Annotated in this window: 14 protein-coding genes; 13 read left to right on the top strand and 1 reads right to left on the bottom strand. The window is 68.2% G+C overall.

Annotated elements, in window-relative coordinates; genetic code table 11:
* Positions 1 to 73 precede the first annotated feature (73 nt).
* From GNX71_RS17205 to GNX71_RS17145, 13 genes are all read left to right on the top strand, one after another.
* Entirely contained in the window at positions 74 to 2,392 is a 2,319-nt protein-coding gene (locus tag GNX71_RS17205; protein ID WP_206173439.1) for an ATP-dependent DNA helicase, read from the top strand.
* The gene (locus tag GNX71_RS17200; RefSeq protein WP_206173438.1) at positions 2,379 to 3,029 is read left to right on the top strand and encodes an alpha-ketoglutarate-dependent dioxygenase AlkB; all 651 of its coding nucleotides are present in this window, start codon (positions 2,379 to 2,381) and stop codon (positions 3,027 to 3,029) included. The genes GNX71_RS17205 and GNX71_RS17200 overlap by 14 nt, the downstream gene beginning before the upstream one ends.
* A 200-nt stretch (positions 3,030 to 3,229) precedes the next feature.
* The gene (locus GNX71_RS17195; protein ID WP_241026962.1) at positions 3,230 to 4,120 is read left to right on the top strand and encodes a nitrilase family protein; all 891 of its coding nucleotides are present in this window, start codon (positions 3,230 to 3,232) and stop codon (positions 4,118 to 4,120) included.
* Between the two features lie 100 nt (positions 4,121 to 4,220).
* Positions 4,221 to 5,348 carry a substrate-binding protein gene (locus tag GNX71_RS17190; protein ID WP_241027326.1) on the top strand — a complete coding sequence of 376 codons (1,128 nt, stop codon included), beginning with the start codon at positions 4,221 to 4,223 and terminating at the stop codon, positions 5,346 to 5,348.
* 30 nt (positions 5,349 to 5,378) lie between these two features.
* On the top strand, positions 5,379 to 6,212 hold the full coding sequence (locus GNX71_RS17185; protein WP_206173436.1) for a branched-chain amino acid ABC transporter permease: 834 nt from the start codon (positions 5,379 to 5,381) through the stop codon (positions 6,210 to 6,212).
* Between the two features lie 4 nt (positions 6,213 to 6,216).
* Positions 6,217 to 8,007 (top strand): branched-chain amino acid ABC transporter ATP-binding protein/permease, encoded by a 1,791-nt coding sequence (locus GNX71_RS17180; protein WP_206173435.1) that lies wholly within the window; start codon positions 6,217 to 6,219, stop codon positions 8,005 to 8,007.
* Between the two features lie 74 nt (positions 8,008 to 8,081).
* Entirely contained in the window at positions 8,082 to 8,798 is a 717-nt protein-coding gene (locus tag GNX71_RS17175; protein ID WP_206173434.1) for an ABC transporter ATP-binding protein, read from the top strand.
* A 60-nt stretch (positions 8,799 to 8,858) separates the two neighbouring features.
* Complete coding sequence (locus GNX71_RS17170) at positions 8,859 to 10,007, top strand: transporter substrate-binding domain-containing protein (protein ID WP_206173433.1); 1,149 nt, start codon at positions 8,859 to 8,861, stop codon at positions 10,005 to 10,007.
* A gap of 4 nt (positions 10,008 to 10,011) precedes the next feature.
* On the top strand, positions 10,012 to 10,641 hold the full coding sequence (locus tag GNX71_RS17165) for an ANTAR domain-containing protein (RefSeq protein ID WP_206173432.1): 630 nt from the start codon (positions 10,012 to 10,014) through the stop codon (positions 10,639 to 10,641).
* A gap of 196 nt (positions 10,642 to 10,837) precedes the next feature.
* Complete coding sequence (locus tag GNX71_RS17160) at positions 10,838 to 11,848, top strand: acyl-CoA dehydrogenase (RefSeq protein ID WP_206173431.1); 1,011 nt, start codon at positions 10,838 to 10,840, stop codon at positions 11,846 to 11,848.
* Complete coding sequence (locus GNX71_RS17155) at positions 11,836 to 12,597, top strand: PIG-L family deacetylase (protein WP_206173430.1); 762 nt, start codon at positions 11,836 to 11,838, stop codon at positions 12,595 to 12,597. The genes GNX71_RS17160 and GNX71_RS17155 overlap by 13 nt, the downstream gene beginning before the upstream one ends.
* Positions 12,594 to 13,208 carry a class I SAM-dependent methyltransferase gene (locus GNX71_RS17150; RefSeq protein WP_206173429.1) on the top strand — a complete coding sequence of 205 codons (615 nt, stop codon included), beginning with the start codon at positions 12,594 to 12,596 and terminating at the stop codon, positions 13,206 to 13,208. Before GNX71_RS17155 ends, GNX71_RS17150 begins: the two co-directional genes overlap by 4 nt.
* Complete coding sequence (locus tag GNX71_RS17145; RefSeq protein ID WP_206173428.1) at positions 13,205 to 13,903, top strand: glycosyltransferase family 2 protein; 699 nt, start codon at positions 13,205 to 13,207, stop codon at positions 13,901 to 13,903. Before GNX71_RS17150 ends, GNX71_RS17145 begins: the two co-directional genes overlap by 4 nt.
* Here GNX71_RS17145 and GNX71_RS17140 read toward each other — a convergent pair.
* The gene (locus tag GNX71_RS17140) at positions 13,890 to 15,464 is read right to left on the bottom strand and encodes an ABC transporter substrate-binding protein (protein WP_206173427.1); all 1,575 of its coding nucleotides are present in this window, start codon (positions 15,462 to 15,464) and stop codon (positions 13,890 to 13,892) included. The genes GNX71_RS17145 and GNX71_RS17140 overlap by 14 nt on opposite strands.
* Positions 15,465 to 15,473 lie beyond the last annotated feature (9 nt).

The raw sequence follows: 15,473 nt of genomic DNA, 5'->3' as shown, positions 1-15,473 counted from the left end.
ACAGGACACATTGACCATGAACGTTAACACTGTGTCTCTCGCTATACTGTAATTTCATACAGTCATTCGAGAGATGGCCCCTGCTTCCTCCCCCTCGCCAGATCCGGCTTCGGCCGCCTACGTCGTTTCCGTCAAGGCGCTCTGCGCCTTCGGTGCGAAGGCGGGCGACCTCGACCTGCGCTTCGTGCCCGCGCCCAGCGCGCTCGAAGGCATGGCCGGCCACGCGCTGGTGCAGGGGCGGCGGGGCGGTAACTACCAGAGCGAGGTGTCACTCGAAGCCCGGCACGGCGCGCTGCGGGTTCGCGGCCGCGCCGATGGCTACGCGCCCGACGAACCCCGCGTGGAGGAGATCAAGACCTTCCGCGGCGACTTCGACGCCATCCGCGGCAACCACCGCGCGCTGCACTGGGCACAGGCCCGCATCTACGGCTGGATGCTGTGCGAGCAGCACGGCCACGCGCAGATGACGGTCGCGCTCGTCTACCTCGACCTCGCCACCGGCGAGGAGACCGTGCTCGAGGAACGCCACACCTGGGACGCGCTGCGCGTGCACTTCGAATCGTTGTGCGACTGCTACGCCGCGTGGGCGCAGCAGGAAGCCGACCACCACGGCGCGCTCGACCAAACACTGGCACAGCTCGCATTCCCGCACCAGGCCTTCCGCACCGGCCAGCGCGAACTGGCCGAAGCCGTCTACCGCGCCGCCGCCGGCGGGCGCTGCCTCATGGCGCAGGCGCCGACGGGCATCGGCAAGACGCTCGCCACCCTCTTTCCGCTGCTCAAGGCGCGCGCGGCGGGGAAGCTGGACAAGGTCTTCTTCCTCACCGCCAAGACCTCCGGCCGACCGGTGGCGCTCGATGCGCTGCGGGTGCTGGGCAAAGGCTGTGCAGTGGATGGCGCGCAGCCGCGCGTGCTCGAACTCGCCGCGCGCGAAAAGGTCTGCGAGTACCCCGACCGCGCCTGCAATGGCGATTCGTGTCCGCTCGCCAAGGGCTTCTACGACCGCCTGCCCGCCGCCCGCATCGAAGCCGCACAGACCGGCTGGCTCGACCGGCAGGCGCTGCGGCAGGTCGCGCTGCAGCACACGGTGTGCCCCTATTTCCTGGCGCAGGAAATGGCCCACTGGAGCGATGTGATCGTGGGCGACTACAACTACTACTTCGACGGCAGCGCCTTCCTCTTCGCCACGATGAAGGACGCTGGGTGGCGCGTGGCGGTGCTCGTGGACGAAGCGCACAACCTGCTGGAGCGCGCACGCGGCATGTACACCGCGCAGCTCGAGGGCGGGGCGCTCGAGGAGGCGCACCGCATCGCGCCCGCACCGGTGCGCGGCCCGCTCGCACGGCTCTTTCGCGAGTGGGACACCGTGCAGCAGTCGCAGACTGACAACTACGAAACCGCCGACGAGATTCCCGAGCGTTTCGTCCGCGCGCTGCAGGCTGCCAACACGGCCATGGCCGAGTACTTCGCCGCCAAGCCCGAGGCCGCGCAGGGGCCGCTGCAACGCTTCTTCTTCGATGCGCTGCACTTCGCCCGACTCGCCGAGGTGTTCGACGACCACTCGGTGTTCGAGCGCACGCTCGGCATCACGCAGCAGGACCGCACCCTGGCCATCCGCAATCTCGTGCCCGCGCCGTTTCTGGAAGGCCGGTTCGCCGATGCGGTGTCGGTCACCTGCTTCTCGGGCACGCTCTCGCCCTTCGAGTTCTACCGCGATGCGCTCGGCCTGCCGCCGGACACCGCGCTGCTCGACGTGGCCTCGCCGTTCAACAGCCGGCAACTGCGCGTCGAGGTGGCGATGGACGTCTCCACGCGCTTTCGCGATCGCGCCGGATCGCTGGGCAACGTGGCGGGCATCATCGGTGCCCAGTTCGAGCGCATGCCCGGCAACTACCTGGCCTTCTTCAGCAGCTTCGAGTACCTGGAGAGCGCCCGCGCCGCCTTCTCGGCGCGGCACCCCGGCGTGCCCGTGTGGACGCAGACGCGCGGCATGCTCGAAGCCGACCGCCACGGCTTCATCGCGCGCTTCGAGGAGGGCGGCCGGGGCATCGGCTTCGCCGTGCTCGGCGGCGCGTTCGGCGAGGGCATCGACCTGCCGGGCAGCCGCCTCGTTGGCGCCTTCGTCGCGAGCCTGGGCCTGCCGCAGTACAACGCGCTCAACGAGATCACGCGCGAGCGCATGCAGTCGCGCTTCGGCAAGGGCTATGAGTACACGTACCTCTATCCAGGCCTGCAGAAGGTGGTGCAGGCAGCGGGTCGCGTGATTCGCACCGAGGAAGACCAGGGCGTGCTGCATCTGCTCGACGACCGTTTTGCACGAACGGAGATTCGCGAGCTGCTGCCGCGCTGGTGGCATGTGGAGGTGGGAAGGGCCGGCGTTGCGTTCCGCTAGGCGCCTCGAACACGCGGGGCAAGACGACCTGTTCGGCGGAACGCCCACGGCCGTCATCGAAGGTCTGCGCTACGAGCGCGAGTTCCTGTCGAGGGATGAAGAGGCCGGGCTGCTGCGCATCGTGCAGGCCTTGCCGCTCAAGGAGATGCGCTACAAGGAATACACCGCGCGTCGCCGCGGCATCAGCTTCGGCGGCAGCTACGACTTCGACGCGAACCGCCTCAAGCCTGGCGCTCCGCTGCCCGAGGTGCTGCATCCGCTGCGGGCTAGGGCGGCGGCGTGGCTCGGTATCGCGCCCGAGGAGCTCACCCACATGCTGATCGCCGAGTACCAGCCCGGCACGCCCCTCGGCTGGCACCGCGACGTGCCGGACTTCGAGGACATCGTGGGCGTCTCGCTGCAGGGCGATGCGGTGATGCAGTTCAGGCCCTACCGCCCGCAAGGTGCATCGACCTCCGATGCCGGCAACGTGCAGTTCCTGATCGAGCCGCGCTCGATCTATCTCTTGCGCGGCCCGGCGCGCTGGGCCTGGCAGCACGCCATCGCGCCGACCGAAGCCTTGCGCTACTCGATCACGCTGCGCACGCCGTCCCGCAAGCGCCCAGCGCAGCACACGGGCGCATCGCATGAACGGTGAGTGCGAGCCATCGAGCTTTCCGCGCGCTGCAGAAAATTCCAATTGACACCGCGAATACCTTCTTCTAATCTCCGACCCCACGACAGCACTCGCCATTGAGTGCATGTCGGGCAGCAACATCGCTGCTTCACATACCGGCTATGAAAGCCCTCGAACAACGCGCAAGCGGGGTCGAGGGCTTTTTGCTTTTTGGAGCTTGAATGACAGTGCAGGAAGAAGAAGGCTTGGGTTTTCCGGACCTCATCGTGGCGAGCGTGCAGATGGAGCCGCACGTGGGCCACACGGCCGCCAACGTGGCGCGGTCGGTGCAACTGATCGAAGAGGCGGCCGCGCAGGGCGCATCGATCGTGGTGCTGCCCGAACTGGCCAACAGCGGCTACGTGTTCGCCAGCCGCGCCGAGGCCTTCGCGCTGGCCGAGCCCGTGCCCGACGGACCGAGCACGCAGGCCTGGGCCGATGCGGCCAAGCGCTGCAACGTGCATGTGGTCGCGGGCATCGCCGAGCGCGAGGACGACCGCCTCTACAACGCGGCCGCGGTGCTCGGCCCGCGCGGCTGGCTCGGCACCTACCGCAAGCTGCACCTCTGGGGCGACGAACACCTGTTCTTCGAACCGGGCAACAAGGGGCTGCCGGTGTTCCACACCGAGCTCGGCCGGCTGGGCGTGATGATCTGCTACGACGGCTGGTTCCCCGAGGCCTATCGCCTGCTCGCGATGCAGGGCGTCGACATCGTCTGCATGCCGACCAACTGGGTGCCGATGCCGCAGCAGCCCGCGGACCGCCCGGCCATGGCCACCACGCTCGCGATGGCCAGCGCCCACAGCAACGGCATGAACATCGTCTGCGCCAACCGCACGGGCACCGAGCGGGGCCAGCCCTTCGTCGGGCAGAGCGTGATCGTCGGCGCGCAGGGCTGGCCGCTGGCAGGGCCCGCCTCGCACGATGGCGAGGAGATTCTTTTTGCCCGCATCAACCTCAAGGCATCGCGCCAGGCGCGCCACCTGAACGCGTTCAACGACGTGCTGCGCGATCGCCGCGACGACATCTACGACCCGATGCTGGGCACGGGCTGGCCGCTGCCGCGGCACTGAACCCACGGTTTCTTTTTCCGCTGTCACCCACTCAACTTTTCCATCGACCCCCAAGAGGACTCTGAACATGAAGATCGCTTCCCTCCTGCGCCTCGGCGCCATGACGGCCGCCACCTTGCTGGCAGCCCACGCCCAGGCCGCCGACCCCCTTCGCATCGGCGTGGCGGTCGGCCTGTCGGGCGCCAACAGCGTCGTGGCGCCGGCCGCGGTGCAGTCGTCGCAGCTGGCCGTCGACGAGATCAATGCCGCCGGCGGCATCCTCGGCCGCAAGGTCGAACTGGAGATCGTGGACGACGCCTCCGGCGCCGTCGGCGCGCAGAAGGCCTTCGACACGCTGGTGTTCCAGAAGAAGGTGGCGGCCATCATCGCGATGGAGAACAGCGCGGCGCGCAATGCGGCGCTGCCGGTGGTGAGCAAGGGCAAGGTGCCCTACATCTACACCTCGTTCTACGAGGGGCGCTCGTGCAACAACTGGATGTACGTGAACGGCTGGGTGCCCGAGCAGCAGGTCGCACCGGTGGTCGACTACTTCCTCAAGAGCAAGAACGCCAAGACCTTCTTCCTGGTCGGCAACGACTACGCCTTCGGCCGCGGCATGCTCGACTTCACCCGCAAGTACATCGAGCAGAAGGGCGGCAAGGTGGTGGGCGAGGAATACCTGCCGATCGACGGCAGCGACTGGACCTCGGTGATCTCCAAGCTGCGTGCCGCCAAGCCCGACGCGCTCGTCAGCGCCACCGCGGGCGGCGCGCCCAACGTCTCGCTGGCCAAGCAGCTCAAGGGCGCGGGCCTCACGCTGCCCTACGGCAACCTCGCGATCGACGAGGGCACGGCAAAGACGATGGGCGACGTGGCCGGCGGCATGTACATGTCGGCTTCGTACCTCACGGGCATCGACATTCCTGAGAACAAGAAATTTCTCGATGCGATGAAGAAGAAGTTCGGCGCCGACCTGAAGACACCCAACGAGTTGTCGGAGCCGCAGTACGAGGCGTTCTTCCTCTACAAGGCTGCCGTTGAAAAGGCCGGCTCGACCGATGCGGCCAAGGTGGTCAAGGCGCTCGGCGAGGTGTCGTTCACCGGCCCGCGCGGCGCGGTGTCGATGAACAAGAGCCGCCACACGCCGCTGTCGATGCGCCTGGGGCAGGTGCAGGCGGATGGATCGATCAAGATCCTGGAGACCTTCGCGAGCGTCGATCCCGGCGCCCAGTGCCCGAACCTGAAATAACGTCGAAGACAAAGAGACAAAGGCCGCCACATGGTGCTGTTGCTGGATTTGCTCACGACCGCCGCGATGCTCTTCATCGTCACCGCCGGGCTGATGATGATCTTCGGGGTCATGAAGATCGTCAATTTCGCCCACGGCGCGCTGCTCACGCTGGGCGGCTATGCGAGCTACGTGGTGACCCAGCTCAAGCTCGATCCGTGGCTGAGCTGGCCTCTGGCGCTGGCGGTCGGCATCGTGGCGGGCATGGCGGTGGAGTGGCTGATCGTGAAGCCGCTCTACAAGCGCCCGCTCGACGCCATCCTCGCGACCTGGGGGCTGGGCATCGTCATCGGGCAGTCGATCGTGATGGCCTTTGGCCGCGAGGTGCAGTTCGTCGACGCGCCGCTTGCGGGCACCTGGTCGATCGGCGGCGTGGACTACTCGGCCTATCGCCTGCTGCTGGTGCCCATCGCCATCGCGCTGTGCCTGCTGCTCACCGCGCTGCTGAACGGCACGCGCTTCGGCATCCGCACGCGCGCGGTGATCATGAACGAGGAACTGGCCAGCGGCCTGGGCATCCACGCGGGACGCGTGCGCTTCATCACCTTCAGCCTGGGGGCGGGGCTGGGCACGCTGGCGGGCACGATGATCACGCCGCTGTCCAGCGTCGATCCGAACATGGGGCTGCCCTGGCTGGTGAGCGCCTTCATGCTGGTCATGGTGTCGGGCCATTCGATGCCGAGCCTCTTGCTGACCTGCGTGGTGTTCGGGGCCTGCCAGGTGCTGGTGAGCACCTATGCCAATCCGGTGCTCGGCGGGTTGACCATCGCGGTGCTCGCGGCGGTCACGCTGCGCATCCGTCCGAAGGGGTTTGCCCGTGGCTGAGAACATGGCAATCGCTTCCACGGCGCCTGCTTCGCTGCGCGCCACGCTGCGCTCGGGCCGCGGGCTCTCGGTGCTGGGCGGCATCGGCCTGCTGCTGATCGTGGCCGGGCCCTGGGTGTTCGACACCTACCTGCTCAACATCCTCGTCAAGGCCTTCTTCTTCGCCATTGCCGCGATCACGGTCGATGTGCTGTGGGGCTACACGGGCTACCTGAGCTTCGGCCAGTCGGCCTTCTTCGGCATCGGCGCCTATGCGGCGGGGCTGGTGTTCACGCACAGCGGTTTCAGCATGTCGACGGCGCTGCTGGCGCTGGGCGCCGCCATCGCCGTCAGCGCGGCGGTCGGAGCGCTGGTGGGCTGGCTGTCGTTCTACCGGGGCGCTTCGCCGTTCTTCGCGACGGTCATCTCGCTGGTGTTGCCGATCGTGCTGACGCAACTGCTGCTGTCGGGCGGCCAGTGGACCGGCTCCAGCTCGGGCCTGACTGGCTACGAGAGCTTCGACCTCTCGATCGAGGCCTGGTACTGGGTGGCCGGCGGCATGCTCGTGCTGTTTGGCCTCCCGGGCTGGCTGCTGGTGCGCAGCGACGCCGGGCGGGTGTTGGCCGCCATTCGCGACAACGAGTCGCGCTGCACCTACCTGGGCATTCCGACCGCGGCGGTCAAGATCGCGCTGCTGACCGTCATGGCGATGGTCGCGGGCATCGCGGGTTTCGGCTACGGCGCGTTCAGCGGCGTGGTGGCACCCGAGCTCACCGGCTTCGCGCTGGGCACCGAGCTGATCATCTGGGTCGCGTTGGGCGGGCGGGGCACGCTCTGGGGACCGTTGATCGGCGCGGTGCTGATCAACGTGGCCACGGCTTACCTCAGCGGCAGCATGCCGTTCGCGTGGCAGCTCATCGTGGGCGTGGCCTTCGTATTGGTCATCGTGCTGCTGCCGCAGGGGTTGGTGCCGCTGCTGCTCAAGCCCTTCGGGCTGGGCCGCATCGCCGCGCGCGTTCCGGCACTCGAAGCACGGCAGGGCAAGAGCGCAGCGGCACAGACAACCGTGCCGGCCCTGTCCATGCAGCAGGTGGCGAAGCACTACGGCGCGCTCAAGGTGCTGCAGGGCATTGACTTGGAATCGCGCGCCGGCGAGCTGATCGGCCCGAACGGCGCGGGCAAGACCACGTTGATGCGCTGCATGAGCGACGGCGCCGAGCGCAGCGCCGGCACCGTGAGGCTGTGCGGCCACGATATCCGCGACCTGCCGCCCGAGGCCTGCGTGCGCTTCGGCCTCGGGCGCAAGTTCCAGAACGCCAACATCTTCGAGTCGCTCACGGTGGCGCAGTGCCTTCGCATCGCGGGCACCTTGCTCGAGAAGCCCTCGCTGGTACGGCAGGAGGCCGCGCTTCGCCTGCCGGCCTATGCGCTCGACGTGGTGCGCACCACCGGGCTCGACGCCAAGCTGTCCACCGTGGCGCGCGATCTCTCGCACGGCGAACAGCAGGCGCTCGAACTCGCGATGGTGCTGGCGCTGGAGCCGCGCATCGTGCTGCTCGACGAGCCAACCGCGGGCCTCACCAAGACCGAGCGTTCGCAGATCGGCGAAGTGCTGGCCTCGCTCGCGCACCGGCATGGCCTGTGCTGCCTGCTGGTGGAACACGATCTCGATTTCGTCGAGCAGATCGCCACCCGCATCGTGGTGCTGCATCAGGGAACCATCGTGATGCAGGGCAGCTTCGAGGAGGTGGTGAATTCGCCGCTGGTGAAGACCATCTACGCCGGCAGCGCACACGCACCGCAGGAGGCCGCATGAGCGCCGCGCCGGGCCGCCCCCAAGCAAGCTCGCTCCCGCTTGGCGGGAAGGCGCGCAGCGCCAAGGGTGCACCAATGAGCGAAGACCAGACGAAGGCATTGCGGCTGGAACGTCTGAGCAGCGGCTACGGGGCTTCCGTGGTGCTGCGCGGACTGTCGCTGGACATCGCAGCTGGCGAGGCCGTGGCGCTCCTGGGCAAGAACGGCATGGGCAAGAGCACGCTGCTCAAGACCGTGATGGGCTACCTGCCCAAGAAGGCCGGCCACGTCCACCTGAACGGGCAGGACATCACGCGGCAGCCGCCGCACCGCATCGCGCGCCAGGGCATCGCCTATGCGGCGCAGGAGCAGGCGCTGTTCGCCGACCTGAGCATCCGAGACAACCTGCGGCTCGGCCTCGCGAAGGAGTCGGTATTCGACGAGCGCTTTGCGGACATCGAGCCGCTGTTCCCGGTCTTCAAGACCCGGCTGAAGCAGGACGCTGGCACGCTCTCGGGCGGTGAGCAGAAAATGCTGCTGCTAGCCCGTGCCCTGATGATGCGACCCACGATGATCCTGCTGGACGAGATCACCGAAGGGCTGCAACCCTCGGTGATCGACCGGCTGGCCCGCGCGCTGCTGGACGAACGCGCCCGGCGCGGCACCGCGATGCTGATCGTGGAGCAGAACGTGCCGTTCGCGCTCCAGGTGGCCGACCGCTACGTGGTGCTCAAGCAGGGCGAGTTGGTGGACGAGGGAAATGCGAAGGCCCCAGGCGCCGCAGCGTCCGTTTTCGATCACCTGCGTGTCTGACTTCGGACGCGGAGGCACGGATTCTGCTGGTGCCTTCTTGAATGACGATGGAGAAAGCCGATGACCACTGAGAAACCCGCCCCCGCCGAAGACGGCTGGCGCATCGGCGTGCTGCATTCGCGCTCGGGCGCGACCGGCGTGACCGAGTCGGAACACTTCTTCGGGACCGCGCTGGCCATCGAGGAAATCAACGGCCTTGGCGGCGTGCTCGACCGCCCGCTGCTGCCGGTGGCCTACGACCCCAAGGGCGATGCCGATGAGTACCGGCGGCTCGCGACCCGGCTCTTGCTGGAGGACGAGGTCAACGTGATCTTCGGCTGCTCGCGCTCGTCCAGCCGCAAGGCCGTGCTGCCGGTGATCGAGCGCAACAACGCTCTTCTTTGGTATTGCTCGTTCTACGAGGGCTTCGAGTACTCGTCCAACGTCATCTACACCGGCGCGGTGCCCAACCAGAACAGCGTGCAGCTCGCGGCCTACCTGCTGAAGAACCGGGGCCGGCGCTTCTTCCTGATCGGCGCCGACTACATCTTTCCGCGCGAGTCGAACCGTGTGATGCGCGAGATGGTCGAGCAGCACGGCGGCGAGATCCTCGACGAGGTCTACGTGCCGCTGGAGGCCTCCGAGACGCAACTGCAGGACGTCATGCGCGACATCGCCGATGCGCAGCCCGACGTCATCTTCTGCACCATCGTCGGCCAGTCGGCCCGGCGCCTGTACCAGATCTACCGCGAGCACGGGCTCGATCCGCAGCGCATGCCCATCGCCAGCCTGTCGATGGTGGAAGAAGAAGTCCGCATGACCGGCGCCGAGGCCTGCGCGGGGCACATCACCTCGGCCACCTACTTCAGTTCGCTGAAGAACGAGCGCAACGACCGCTTCATCGCGCTGTGGCGCAAGCGCTATGGCGACCGGCCCACCAGCATGTGGTCCGAGGCGGCCTACAGCCAGGTCCACCTGTTCGCGCGGGCGCTGGAGCGCAGCGGCAGCCTGGACACGCGCAAGCTCGTCAACGCCGTGCGCTCGGTGCGCTTCGAGTCGCCCGAGGGGCCGCTGTCCATCGATGCCGAGAACAACCACACGTTCCTGACGCCCCGCATCGGCGTGTGCCGCAGCGACGGGCAGTTCGACCTGCTGTGGGAAGGGGCGGGCCCGGTCAAGCCCGACCCGTATCTGTCGACCTTCGGTTTTTCCGAGTTCTGGCTGAGTTGACGCGATGAGCAGCTTGCGTCGCCTCTACGATGACCTGCGCAGCATCTGCGTCGCGGTGGTGTACCCGCCGGGCGAAGATCGCGACATCCTTCTCGACCAGCTCAAGCGCATCGGCTGCCGGCTCAAGATCATCTGGCCCTTTCCCCCTGCGCCGCCCACCGGGTGCGACGTGATCTTTTTCCAGGTCTCGCAGGAACTGCAGGACAGCACCAGCTGGTGCGCCAGCGCGGTGGAAGCAACGCTGATCGCACTGTCCGACTACGAGAGCCCGACCACGCTGAAGCTGCTGCTCGACACCAGTGCGCACGGCGTGCTGACCCGGCCGTTCCGTTCGTCGGGCGTGCTGAGCACGCTGGTGCTGGCGCGTTCGTCGCGCGGCTACCAAGAGCGGCTGCAGAGCAAGGTCAGCAAGCTCGAAGAAACGATCAAGTCGCGCCGGCAGATCGAGAAGGCCGTTCGCATGCTGGCCGAGACGCAGTCATTGACCGAAGCCAAGGCCTACGAACACATGCGCACGCGTGCCACCACGCTGCGGGTCACGGTGGCGGAAGTGGCGTTGATGGTGGTGGAGGCGCACGAGGCGATGGAGAAGCTGGGCCTCGGACGCCTGCGCGAGGGCGGCGGCGGGAACTGAGCGGCGCCAACGCGCCGCTAGACCGTTGCCTGCGTCGGCGGCCGGGGCTGTCGGCAATGGATGGAGCCATGGGCCGTGGCCGCGTTCTTCGGTTCCTCCTACACGGGCGAAGGCTGCCCACCGACGATTCGCGTTGCATGGCTTGCCTACCTTGGGTCGAAATTTCTTTTTCTTTCGATTCACGTGGCCCACCGTCATGCTTCCACCTGCTCCCGACGATGCCCTCCTGCAATTGCAGCTTCGCCACGGCGGCGACTTAGTGCTGAAGCATCTGGTCGATGCCCGCATCGACGCGCTTCCGCGGCCCGGCGCCGGCCAGACCCTCGCGCGCTGGCGCGTGCTGGCCGAGGTGGCGGCGCATGACCTCTCCCTGGTGAAGCTGTTCGAGGGGCACACCGACGCGCTCGCCATCCTGGCCGAACTCGGCGGCGCCCCGGACACGCCGGCAGGCGCTTCCTGGGGAACGTGGTGCGCGGAGCCGCCCGATGCACGCGTCACGCTCGATGCGCAACAGAACGGCCGCGTCCGCCTGACCGGCACCAAGGCCTGGTGCTCGGGCGCAGCGACCGTGTCGCACGCTGTCGTGAGCTGCTGGAATGCGGCCAGCGAGCCGTGCCTGGCGGCCGTCGCCATGGACCAGCCCACCGTCTGGGTGACCGAGAACGGCTGGCATGCCGTCGGCATGGCCGCGAGCGCCAGCGTCGATGTCCGGTTCAACCGCGCGGTGGCCACGCAGATCGGCCGGCCCGGCGACTATGTGAGCCGCGCCGGCTTCTGGCAAGGCGGCGCGGGCATCGCGGCCTGCTGGTTCGGCGGCGTGCTCGGCATTGCGCGCATGGTCCAGCAGCGCAAGGGGCCCAAGCCGGACGCCCACCGCCTCGCACACCTAGGCGCCATCGACGTCGCACTGACCGCGGCGGCCGCGCAACTGCGTGAAGCCGCCGCCTGGATCGACCGCCATCCGCAGGACAACGCGCAGCGCATCGCCTTGCGCGCCCGCCTCGCCGTGGAGAAGGCCGCCGACGAGGTGATGCACCACGCCGGCCGCGCGGTCGGCGCGGGCCCGCTCTGCCGCGACCCGCGCTTCGCGCGCGCGATGGCGGACCTGCCGGTGTTCCTGCGCCAGAGCCATGCCGAGCGCGATCTTGCCGCCCTCGGTCAATTCGCTGTGAACGAGGAAGAGGAGCCATCGTCATGGACGCTGTAGCGCAACGACGCGCCATCCGGGGGGAGGGCACGACGGAGGCCGAGTGGAGCCGCTGGCCCGGCCTGGCACGCCTGCCCGCGATCACCCCGCAGGACCTGGTTCCGAAGAACGCCCGCGCGGTGGTCGTCGCGCCGCATCCCGACGACGAGGTGCTCTCGGTCGGCGGCCTGCTCGCGCAACTGGCCGCGTGCGGCCGACCCGTCGAGGTGATTGCGGTCACCGACGGCACCGCCAGCCACCGGGGCTCGACCGAATGGCCCGTCGAGCGGCTTGCACGCACCCGGCCGCGCGAGAGCCTGAAGGCGCTGCAGTGCCTCGGCCTCGCCATCGAACCCATTCGCCTGGGCTTGCCCGATGGCGGCCTGAAAGCGCTGCGCGCCGTGCTCGCGGCGCGGCTCGTTCCATTGCTGCGGCCCGGCGACGTGGTGTTCACCACCTGGCGCCTCGACGGCCACCCCGACCATGAAGCGACCGGCGAGGCCTGCGCGCTGGCCGCCGCGAGCACCGGCGCGCGGCTCGCGGAAGTGCCCGTGTGGGGCTGGCACTGGTCGCGCCCCGGCGACGTGCGCATGCCCTGGCAGCACGCCTTCCGGCTCCCGCTCAGCGAAGAGGCGGTGCGGCGCAAGCGCGCGGCCGTCAACGCGTTCACCAGCCAACTGCGGCGCGATGCATCCACCGGCTCCGGCCCGGTGCTTCGCGCCACCACCGTCCAGCGCGCGGCGCGCCCCTTCGAGGTGATCTTCCTGTGAGCGCCGGCAACAACGACCAGCGGCCGTACTTCGATGCGCTCTATTCGGCCAGCGAAGACCCCTATGCGCTGCGCCAGCGCTGGTACGAGGCGCGCAAGCGGGCGCTGCTGCTGGCGGCCTTGCCGCAGGCGCGCTACCGGCGGGTGTACGAGCCGGGCTGCGGCATCGGCGAGCTCACGCTGGCGCTGTCGCACCGCTGCGACCATCTGCTGGCGAGCGATTTCTCGGCGCATGCGGTGGCGCTTGCGCGAAAGCGCACCGAGGGCCGCGCCAACGTGCGCATCGCGCAGCATGTGCTGCCTGCCGACTGGCCGCGCGAGGACGGCCGCTTCGACCTCATCGTGCTGAGCGAGCTGGGCTACTTTCTCGACCGCAACGACATGCAGCGCCTGGCCAGCTGCTGCGAAGAAACGCTGGAAGCCGACGGCACCCTCGTTGCCTGCGACTGGCGCCCCGATTTCGCGCAGCGCAGTCTGTCCACGAAGGACGTCCACGGCGCGCTCGCCGCGCTCGGGCTCGCCCGGCTGGCGCTCCATGAAGAAGACGATTTCGTGATGCAGGTCTGGACCCGCGACAGCCGCTCGGTGGCCGAGCGCGAGGGCATCCGATGATCGGCGTCGTCATTCCCGCGCACAACGAGGGCGAACGCATCGGCGCGGCGCTCGAGGCGGTGCTGCATGCCGCGGCACACCCGGCGCTCTTCGGTGAAACGGTCGGCGTGGCGGTGGTGCTCGACAGTTGCAGCGATTCGACGGGCGCGGTGGTCGCGCAATATCCCGTCACCGGCATCGCGCTCGACGCCCGCAATGTCGGCATCGCACGGGCCCGCGGCGCGGATCTGTTCGTCGTCGGCGGCGCGCGCTGGCTCGCCTTCACCGACGCCGACACGCTCGTCTCGCCGGACTGGCTGGTCAAGCAACTGGCCGAGAACGCCGACGTCGTCTGCGGCTCGATCGGCGTGGAAGACTGGGGCGTGTACGGCCTGGAAGGCAGCGCGGTGCAGGCGCATTTCGCGACGCACTACGTCGATGCCGACGGCCACCGGCACATCCATGGTGCCAACCTGGGCGTGTCGACCGAGGCCTACTGCCGCGTGGGCGGCTTCCAGCCGCTCGCGTGCAGCGAAGACGTGGCACTGGTCGAGGCTTTGCAGGCGGCAGGCGCCCGTATCGCATGGAGCGCAGGGCCGCGGGTGATGACCAGTGCACGCACCGATGCGCGCGCCCGCGGCGGCTTCGGCGACACCATCCTCGCGATGGTCGCGTCGCTCGCGACGCCGCCCGAACCGGGCCTCAGCCCGCTTTAGCCGCCACCGACACGCCCCACATCCGCGGCTTGCCTTCCCACACCGCAAAGCCGCTGATGCGCTTTCGCGTGGCCCATGCGTCGAGGCCGTTGAACAGCATCACCATCGGCACCTGCTGGAGCATCAGCGCGTGGATCTGGTCGAACAGGGCCTGGCGCTTCTTCGGGTCGGATTCGGCGAAGCTGTCGTCGATCAGCTTGAGCGCCTGCGGGTCTTCCCACACCTTGCGCGCCTGCTTGTCCTTTGGGCCCGAGAACTGTTCGTAGCTCAGCGCCGGATCCAGGCGCGACGAATAGCTGAACGAGCTCATCTGGTAGTTGCCGCTGTTGTAGCGGTCCAACTGCGTGGCCCATTCGAGCACCTCGATCTGCGCGTTGATGCCCACCGACTGCATCATGGCCTGCGCCAGCACCGCCACCGTGTAGCTGGGCACATGGGCGCGCTTGTTGGTCTGGATGGTGATCTTCTCGCCCTTGTAGCCGGCTTCGCGGAGCAGCTTGGCCGCCTGCGCCGGGTCGTAGTGCCAGCCTTTCTTCTGCGCCGCGCTGTAGAAGGCCGAGCCCTTGTGGATGGCCGAGTTGTTGACCGAGCCCAGCCCTTCGGAGGCGGCCGCCACGATCTGCTCGATGTCCAGCGAGGCCGCAATGGCCTGGCGCAGCTTCTGGTTCTTCAGCAGCGGGTCGCGCGTCTGGATCAGCAGCACGTTCTTGATGGCCTCGGGCGGGGCCTGCACCGCGAGGTTGCGGTCGTTCTTGAGTTCCTGCGCATCGCTCGAGGTGATCTGGCCCGCGTCGATGGCGCCGGACTTCAACCCGGCCGCCGCAGTGGCCGCATCGGGCACGACGAGGAACTTCACCGTGTCGACCAGCGGCGTCTTCAGGCCGGTGTAGCCGTCCGACTTGGTGGCGCCGGCCGGCGAGGTGTAGCCCTTGAAGGCGGTCACCGTGACGTATTCGCCGCGCTTCCATTCGCCGAACTTGAAGGGGCCGGTGCCCACGGGCTTGTCCCAGCTGCCGTCGGCCTTGACCGAGCTCTTGTGCAGGATGGCCGTCATGCCGCAGTCGGTGCGCGCGAGCGTGTCGAGGAACACGGCCGAGGGCTTGTTGATCTTCATCACGAAGGTGCCGTCGTCGGGCGTGGTGGTCTCGACCACCTTCAGGCCGTTGCGGCCGTCGTACTCGCTGGTGCAGCGCCAGTCGGTCTTCGGGTCCATGTAGCGCTTCCAGTTCCACGCGACGTCGGCCGAGGTCATCGGCGCATCGTTGTGGAACTTCACGCCCTTGCGCAGCTTGAAGGTGTAGGTGAGGCCGTCCTTCGACACCTCGACCGACTGCGCCAGAAGCGGACCCACGCTGCCGTCCATGCGGTAGCCGACCAGCCCCTCGACGATGTTCAGCACCACGCCGTCGGTGGTGTTGTCGCGGTTCACGCCCGGGTTGGTGGAGCGGATGTCGGCGGGCTGGGCCACCGTGATGGTGGTCTGGGCGAACGCCGGGCCGCATGCGAGAGATGCAAGGCCGGCACCGGCAAGGGCTGCGAGTCGGAAGCGGGAACTGGGCATGAAGTACTC

The organism is Variovorax sp. RKNM96, assembly GCF_017161115.1.
Lineage (GTDB): Bacteria > Pseudomonadota > Gammaproteobacteria > Burkholderiales > Burkholderiaceae_C > Variovorax.
This window is presented reverse-complemented; position numbering and strand designations above follow the sequence as displayed.